We start from the raw sequence: 7385 nt of genomic DNA, 5'->3' as shown, positions 1-7385 counted from the left end.
GCAGGCGGCGAACCGGGCGGCGCGGGTGTGGCCGCTCCTCACGGCACGGGGTGAGGCCGAGGAGGCTCTCGCCGCGGCCGTCGCCGGCGAGGCGGATGCCCGCGACCGATGGCGCACCCTGGCCGAGACGGAACCTGGCGCCGGCCCGGCCGCCGCCGGAGCCGCCGGCACCGAATCGCATGAGGCCCTCGGGACGGTCATCGACGACCTGCTCGGGCGGCTCGGCTCCCTCAGCGACGTGCTCGTCGCCGAGCACATGCTGCCCGGCCTCGAGCGTGAACTGGCCGAGGTGCGGGTCAGGCTCGCCCTGCACAACGATGCCGTCGACGCGGCTCAGGGCAGGGTCGAGCGGCTGCCCGGACAGATCGACGCCGTCGACCGGGACCGCTCCTTCGCGGCCCTCGCCGCCGCCCGCGAACCGGAGGCGCGCGCAGCCCTGACCCGGCTGGAGCGGGCAAGGGCCGCTGCCGAGGAAGTGAGCGCCCGCGGCGTGGAACTCGACGGGGCCTTCCAGGCCGATATCGAGGCGGCGGCTGCGAACACCGCCGCCGCCGTTCACTTCCAGGTGCTGGTCGACCGCCGGCTCGCCGGCCACGCCGGCGAACTGGCCGAACAGCTCGTCGACGGCAAGGCATGCGAGGTGTGCGGCTCGACCGTCCACCCGGCCAGGGCGGTCAGCGACGGCGAGCCGGTCACCGAAACCGACATCGAGGACGCCCGGTCGCGGATGACGAAGGGCCAGGCCAGGCTCGAACAGACCCGCACCCGGATCCAGGAGATCAAACTGCGTCTGGCCGAGGCCCGCACCCGGGCGGGCGACCGTGGCATCGACGAGCTGGAGCCGGACATCGAGGCCGCGGCCGGCGACCTTGCAACCGCGCGCGAGGCGGCAGTCCACGAGACCGATCTCAAGACCGAGAAGGCTCGCCTGCGCGCCGAACTGGATGAGGCCGGCCGGGTGCTGGCCGAGGCGCGGCAGGCCAGGGAAATGGACACCACCCGGCTCACCGAACGAGAGAGCCAGCAGGCCGGGATCCTCGAACGGGTCACTGCGCAGCGTGGCCGAGCCGCATCCGTCACCGAACTCGTCGACCGGTTGCAGCGCGAACTCGACGCGGCGCGCGCCCTCGACGACGCCCTCGACCGCAGCCGCGAGCACCGCGGGGTCCGAGACGCCGCGGCCGCGACCGCGGAGACCCAGCTGACCGCCGAGAGCTTCGCCGAGGAGGCGGAAGCCGTCGCCGCCCGGCTCACCGAGGCCGCCCTGCTTCAGGTGGAGGCGCGGATCCGACGCCACGACGATGAGACGGCCGCCGCTCTGGCCGTGCTCGCTGAGCCGGAACTCGGCGGCCTGCCCCGCGAACCGGTCGATCCGGAGCCGGCACGGCGAGACCTGGCCGCCGCCGCGGCACTCCGCGACACGGCGATCGCCGACCGCGCCTCCCTGGCCGAGCGGATGACCGTGACCACGGGCCTCCTCGGCGAGGCCGGGTCGCTGTTCGACGCGTCGGTTGAACTGCTGGCCACCCAGGCCCAGGTTCGGGCGCTGGCCGCGGTCGTGCACGGGGAGGAGCCGAACACGAAACGGATGCGCCTGGAAACCTATGTGCTCGCCGCGCAGCTCGAGCAGATCATCGCCGCGGCGAACGGCCGGCTGCGCACCATGACCGGGGGCCGTTACGCGCTCGAACACGACGATTCGCTGCAGTACCGCGGCAGCCAGTCCGGGCTGGGCCTGGCGATCAGGGACGAGCACACCGGGCGGGCCCGCCCGACCCATTCGCTCTCCGGCGGCGAGACGTTCCTGGCCTCCCTCGCCCTGGCGCTCGGACTGGCCGAGGTGGTGTCGAACCAGGCCGGCGGGATCGCCCTCGACACCCTCTTCGTCGATGAGGGCTTCGGGTCCCTCGACAGCGCCACCCTGGAGACGGCGATGAGCACCCTCGACGGTTTGCGGGCCGGCGGGCGCACCATCGGGCTGATCAGCCACGTCGACTCGATGAAGGAGCAGATCCCCGCGAAGCTGTCGATCATCGTGACCGACCAGGGCAGCAGCGAGATCGAACCCGCGATGGTGCCGGCGTAGCCGCGAGGCGCGCCGCATCCGTTTCACGGCGACTTCCAAGCCTGAGGGCGGCCCGTTCTGGTTCACTTGGCGTAGGAGGGGAGTAGTCCCCGACGTCGCATCGTCAATTCGGTTCCCCCAGCGGAATCCGGTGCAGCGGGTCCGAGAGGGCCGGACGAGACCTCCAGTTGGAATACCGACTGGAAGGCGTCCCCATGGATGTTCCCCTCTCCGCCTGGCTGATCGTCTTCGGCGTCATTGCTGCGATGCTCGCCGTCGACCTGTTCGCCCACCGCACCGCGCACGTCATCGGGGTGCGGGAGGCGGCCGCCTGGTCGGTGCTCTGGGTGCTCGTCGCCATCGGATTCGGCGTCGGAATCTGGGTCGTCGCCGGCGCCGAATTCGGCCAGCAGTACTTCGCCGGCTACCTGATCGAGAAGTCGCTCTCGGTGGACAACGTCTTCGTCTGGGCGATCATCTTCTCGGCCTTCGCCGTGCCGCGCCAGTACCAGCACCGGGTGCTCTTCCTCGGTGTGGTCGGGGCGCTTGTGCTCCGCGGCGGGTTCATCGCGGCCGGGGCCATCCTGATCGAGACCTTCTCCTGGGTGCTCTACGTCTTCGCGGCGTTCCTGATCTACACGGGATACCGGATGATCCGTCAGCGCAACGAACACGTGCACCCCGAGAAGTCCCCGGTGCTGCGGGTCTTCCGTCGGTTCGTGCCGATGACCGACGCATTCCACGAGCAACGGCTCCTGATCCGCCGGGGCGGCGTGCTGCTGGCCACCCCGCTGCTGGCGGTGCTGGTGCTGGTCGAGGTCACCGACGTCGTCTTCGCGGTCGACTCGATTCCTGCGATCTTCGCGGTGACCAGCGAACCGTTCATCGTCTTCGCCGCGAACGCGTTCGCCATTCTGGGACTCCGAGCGATGTATTTCCTCCTCGCCGACCTGATGCACCGCTTCGTGTACCTGAAGATCGGACTCGCGCTGGTGCTCGTCTGGGTGGGCGTCAAGATGCTGCTGCTCGACCTGTTCTACGTTCCGACCACGGTGTCGCTGCTGGTCGTTGCCACGATCATCGCGGCCTCCGTAATCCTGAGCCTTCTGGCGACCCGCGGCCAGGGCCGTCGCGCGGTCGCGGCCGAGTCGGCCGGTGCGTTCCGGACGGCTACCGAGGAGGAGCTGGACGCGCTCGAGCCGTTGTGGGCAGGCGGCTCGCGCCGATCGCCGCGGCGGCGATCGCGATGATGAACGCCGCGATGCCGAGCACGTAGAACGCCACGCCCAGGGTGCCGCCCGGCCCGGTCGGGTCGAGGAACGGGTAGGTGTAGAACCCCGTCAGAGTGCCGCGCACCAGGGCGAAGACGACCCAGGCCAGGGGGTACACGATGGCGAAGCCCAGCCGCGTCCAGGCGAGGGCCGGCCGGCCCGGAGCGAACAGCCAGTCCACCACGATGAAGATGGGCGCCCAGACGTGCAGCACCTCGTTCGGCCAGGCAATGCCGACGAAACCCTCCGGCGGCAGATTGCGCAGGAGCAGGTTGTAGACCACGCCGGTGACGACCGCGTAGGCGAGCACGCACATCCGCACCCGGGTGAGGAGTTCGGTGTCCTCTCGCACCCGGAGCGCGAGAGACCCGCCCACCAGCAGCACGACCACGTTCATCAGGCTGGACTGGATGGTGAAATAGCCGAAGTACTCCCCGGCGTTGAACGCGTCGTGTGCGAGCTGGTCGGCGATCTGGGTGGCGATGCTCGCGAACACGAGCAGGCCCACCAGCAGGCGAAGGATGCCGAACCCGCGCCGGGCAGGCGTGGCCGGTTCGACGGCTGTGGGGCGTTCGGCAGTCTTGAGGCTCGAGGTCACCAGATCAGATTAGTGCCCAGCGGGCGTCAGAACGGGAACAGGAGACGGTGCAGGAACTGGCGGGTGCGCTCCTGGGTGGGGTTCCGGAGCAGTTGCTTCGGGTCGCCGTGCTCGACGATGGTTCCCGCGTCGACGAAGGCGACCTCGGTGGCGACCTCCCTGGCGAACTCGAGTTCGTGCGTGACGATCACCATGGTCCAGCCCTCCACCGCGAGTTCCTTGATCAGGCGCAGCACGTCGCCGACGAGTTCAGGGTCGAGCGACGACGTCGGCTCGTCGAAGAGCAGCAGTTGAGGTCGGAGCGCGAGCGCGCGCACGATCCCCACCCGCTGCTGCTGGCCGCCGGAGAGCTCGAACGGGTGGGCATCGATCTTGTCGCCGAGACCGACCCGGTCGAGCAGGGCGAGCGCCTCCGCGGTGACCTCGGCCCTGGGTCGTCGTTGCACGACGACGGGACCCTCGAGCACGTTCTCGAGGACGGTCTTGTGCGGAAACAGGTTGTAGTGCTGGAACACCATCGCCGAGCGGTCGCGCAGCGCGGCGAGGTCCCGCCGGGACGGCGCCGGGACCCGGCCGAAGTCGATGGTGACCTCCCCGCCGATCGTGATGGCGCCGCCGTCGGCGACCTCGAGCCCGTTGAGGCAGCGGAGGATGGTGGTCTTCCCCGAGCCGGACGGACCGATCAGGGCGAGCACCTGGCCGCGTCCGACGGTGAGGTCGATCGATTCGAGCACCTGGTTCGTGCCGAAACTCTTGCGGAGGCCCCGCACGGTCAGCAGGGGAGCCGGCGCCGGAGCACCGGCGGTCGCGGCATCCGTCGGCAGATCAGTGGGCGACATAGCGGTCCAATCGCGTCTCGAGCACGCCCTGCACCGAGGAGAGGACGAGGCAGATCGCCCAGTAGACGAGTGCGGCCTCGAGGTACAGCAGCATGAATTCCTGGCTGAAGGCTGCCACCTGCTGCGCCTGGCGGAAGAGCTCGGTGACCAGGATCAGCGAAGCCAGGGAGGTGTCCTTGACGAGGCTGATGAAGGTGTTCGACAGGGGAGGGACGGACACCCGGGCGGCCTGGGGCAGGATGATCCGGGTGAGGGCGCGGCGGTGCGACATGCCGATCATGTACGCGGCCTCCCACTGGCCCTTGGGCACGGACAGGATCGCCGCGCGAATCACCTCGGCGGCGTACCCGCCGACGTTGACCGAGAAAGCGATCACCGCACTCGGCCACGGGTCGATCAGAACGCCCAGCGACGGCAGTCCGTAGAAAATCACGAACAGCTGCACCAGGAGCGGGGTGCCGCGCACGATCGAGATGTAGACCCGGGCGACCCCGGAGAGCCACCGCCGCCGGGACAACCGCATCAGCGCGACCACGAGCGCGAGGGCGAGACCCACGGTGAACGACACCAGGGCCAGCGGGATCGTTCCGGTGACAGCACCCAGGATGATCGGTCCGAGCGAGCTCAGGAACAGGTCCCAGGTGGATTGGTTCATGCGGAGTGGTCCAGGATCCTGCTCGAGGCTGACTATGGGTGGCGGAGACTCAGGCTACTGGGAGACGTCGGCCCCGAAGTACTTGTCGGAGATCGTCGCCAGGGTTCCGTCGCTGGTCAGCTCCGCGAGCGCCTTGTCGACGGCGCCGGCCAGCTTGGTGCTGCCCTTCGCGAACGCGAACGCGCTCTCGGACTGGTCCTCGGTGGTCGCGGCGACCTTGAGCCCGGCCGCGCCGGTCTGCTTCTTGTAGTCGAGGTAGGTCAGCCTGTCGTTCACCGTGGCATCCACCCGGCCCTGTTCGACGAGGGCGACCGACTGAGCCCAGCCCTCGACCGCCTGCACGTTCGCGCCGCTCTCCGTGGCGAGGGTGTTCCAGTTGCTGGTCAGCGACTGGGCGCTGGTCTTGCCGGCCAGGGTGGCGAACGAGGTGATCGAGGTGTTGTCGCTCTTCACGACGATGACCCCGGAAGAGTAGGTGTAGGGCGTCGAGAACTCGTACTTCGCGGTGCGCTCCGGCGTGATCGACACCTGGTTGGCGATGACGTCGAACCGGCCGGCTTCGAGACCGGCGAAGATGCCGTCCCACTGCGTCTCTTCGAACTTGGCCTTGACGCCCAGCTTTGCGGCGACGGCCTGCGCAACCTCGACGTCGAACCCGGTGAGCGGTCCTGAGCCCTCGCCGTGGAAGGAGAACGGGCGGTAGGTGCCCTCCGTGCCCACGGTGAGGGTGCCGGCCTTCTGCACCGACGACAGCGACGTGTCGCCGCCCGCCGCGGCCGTCGTGCCCTGGCCTGACCCGCCGGTGGAGCAGCCGGCCAGCGTGACGGCAACCGCTGTGAGAAGAACCGCCGACATGATCTTGAGCTTCATTATTTCTGGCCTAACCGGGATGCGGGCGGAACGTCCGGGTGGTGACGGTCCGGGATGACGAAATCGCAGGGTGCTGGATTTCCGTGGCGCGCCCGAAGGCGTCGTCCGAAGACTAACAAGCCACCGGTGACCGCGCGTATTCCCGTGACGCTCGGTTACTCGCACGGATCCGCGCCTCCAGTCAATGCCTTGCCGGGCCTTGCCTGGCCTCTCCGAACCGAAGTAGGCTGCGCCCGTCGACTCAACCCGAAGGAGTCACCGCATGCTCACCCCTGCCCAACACGATCGATCGGCCGCAGTGCTCCTCGGGCTTGCCTGCGGGGATGCCCTCGGCGCCGGCTACGAATTCGCCGGACCCCTTCCCGCCCGGACCCCGGTCAGCATGCGCGGAGGGGGCGGCTTCCACTGGGCGTCCGGGGAGTGGACCGACCACACGGCCATGGCCGTGCCGATCGCGATCGCCGCCTCGAAGGACAGGAACCTCGCCGCCGAAGCCGTGCTGGACGAGATCGTGGCCGAATGGGCGGGCTGGTCCCGGTCCGCGCCGTACGCCGGGATCCAGCTCGGCGCGGTGCTCTCCGGCACCGACCCGACGGCCGCGGCAAGCCGGCGGATGGCCAGGGAGCAGCACGACCGCACCGGGCGCAGCGCAGGCAACGGCTCCCTCCTCCGCACCGTCCCGGTGGCGCTGGCCTGCCTCGACGACCCGGCCGCGCTCGCCGACGTCGCCCGCCGGATCAGCGAGCTGACCCACGTCGAGGCGGATGCCGGCGACGCCTGCGTGCTCTTCGGACTCGCCCTCCGCCACGCGGTGCTCGAAGGGGAGATCGACCTCCGAATCGGGCTGGAGCTGCTTCCGGCTGCCCGCAGGGACGTGTGGGCGGCGCGGCTGGCGGAGGCCGCCCACAAGTGGCCGGCCGAATTCCCCCGGAACGGCTGGGTTGTGCAAACCCTGCAGGCCGCCTCGTCGGCGATCGGCCACACCGAGGCGGATGCCGGCCAGCTCCGCCGAGGCGTGGAGGCCGCCGCCCGCGGCGGCGGCGACACCGATGCGGTGGCCGGGGCCGCCGGTGCGCTCCTGGCCGCG

7 protein-coding genes are annotated in these 7385 nt (G+C 70.0%); 3 read left to right on the top strand and 4 right to left on the bottom strand.

The features are described 5' to 3' along the window. Positions 1-2086, top strand: a 2086-nt coding sequence (locus E3T48_RS14770) for an SbcC/MukB-like Walker B domain-containing protein (protein WP_277613518.1), incomplete at its 5' end; no start/stop codon positions are given. Between the two features lie 194 nt (positions 2087-2280). Next, a complete protein-coding gene (locus E3T48_RS14765; RefSeq protein WP_134524796.1) occupies positions 2281-3315 on the top strand; it encodes a TerC family protein in 1035 nt (344 codons plus the stop codon). Here the strand turns inward: E3T48_RS14765 and E3T48_RS14760 are convergent. From E3T48_RS14760 to E3T48_RS14745, 4 genes are read right to left on the bottom strand one after another with little or no spacing between them, the layout of a single operon-like run. Then, positions 3236-3934: a Pr6Pr family membrane protein gene (locus E3T48_RS14760; RefSeq protein ID WP_134524795.1), complete on the bottom strand. Its 699-nt coding sequence runs from the start codon at positions 3932-3934 to the stop codon at positions 3236-3238. The genes E3T48_RS14765 and E3T48_RS14760 overlap by 80 nt on opposite strands. 26 nt (positions 3935-3960) lie before the next feature. After that, positions 3961-4773, bottom strand: coding sequence for an amino acid ABC transporter ATP-binding protein (locus tag E3T48_RS14755; RefSeq protein ID WP_134524794.1), 813 nt, complete (start codon positions 4771-4773; stop codon positions 3961-3963). Continuing rightward, the gene (locus E3T48_RS14750) at positions 4760-5428 is read right to left on the bottom strand and encodes an amino acid ABC transporter permease (protein WP_134524793.1); all 669 of its coding nucleotides are present in this window, start codon (positions 5426-5428) and stop codon (positions 4760-4762) included. The genes E3T48_RS14755 and E3T48_RS14750 overlap by 14 nt, the downstream gene beginning before the upstream one ends. A 54-nt stretch (positions 5429-5482) precedes the next feature. After that, positions 5483-6283, bottom strand: coding sequence for an amino acid ABC transporter substrate-binding protein (locus E3T48_RS14745; RefSeq protein WP_420898385.1), 801 nt, complete (start codon positions 6281-6283; stop codon positions 5483-5485). A gap of 277 nt (positions 6284-6560) precedes the next feature. Here E3T48_RS14745 and E3T48_RS14740 point away from each other — a divergent pair. Beyond that, positions 6561-7385, top strand: an 825-nt coding sequence (locus tag E3T48_RS14740; RefSeq protein ID WP_134524791.1) for an ADP-ribosylglycohydrolase family protein, incomplete at its 3' end; no start/stop codon positions are given.

Origin of the sequence: Cryobacterium fucosi, assembly GCF_004403515.1 — a bacterium.
GTDB lineage: Bacteria > Actinomycetota > Actinomycetes > Actinomycetales > Microbacteriaceae > Cryobacterium > Cryobacterium fucosi.
The sequence above is the reverse complement of the archived record's forward strand: the minus strand, read 5'-3'. Positions and strand labels throughout refer to the sequence as shown.

What these genes read in the sequence shown, in the direction of transcription:
- E3T48_RS14765 (WP_134524796.1), top strand. Translation starts at nt 2,281, where the DNA reads ATGGATGTTCCCCTCTCCGCCTGGCTGATCGTCTTCGGCGTCATTGCT.
- E3T48_RS14755 (WP_134524794.1), bottom strand. Translation starts at nt 4,773, where the DNA reads ATGTCGCCCACTGATCTGCCGACGGATGCCGCGACCGCCGGTGCTCCG.
- E3T48_RS14750 (WP_134524793.1), bottom strand. Translation starts at nt 5,428, where the DNA reads ATGAACCAATCCACCTGGGACCTGTTCCTGAGCTCGCTCGGACCGATC.
- E3T48_RS14745 (WP_420898385.1), bottom strand. Translation starts at nt 6,283, where the DNA reads ATGTCGGCGGTTCTTCTCACAGCGGTTGCCGTCACGCTGGCCGGCTGC.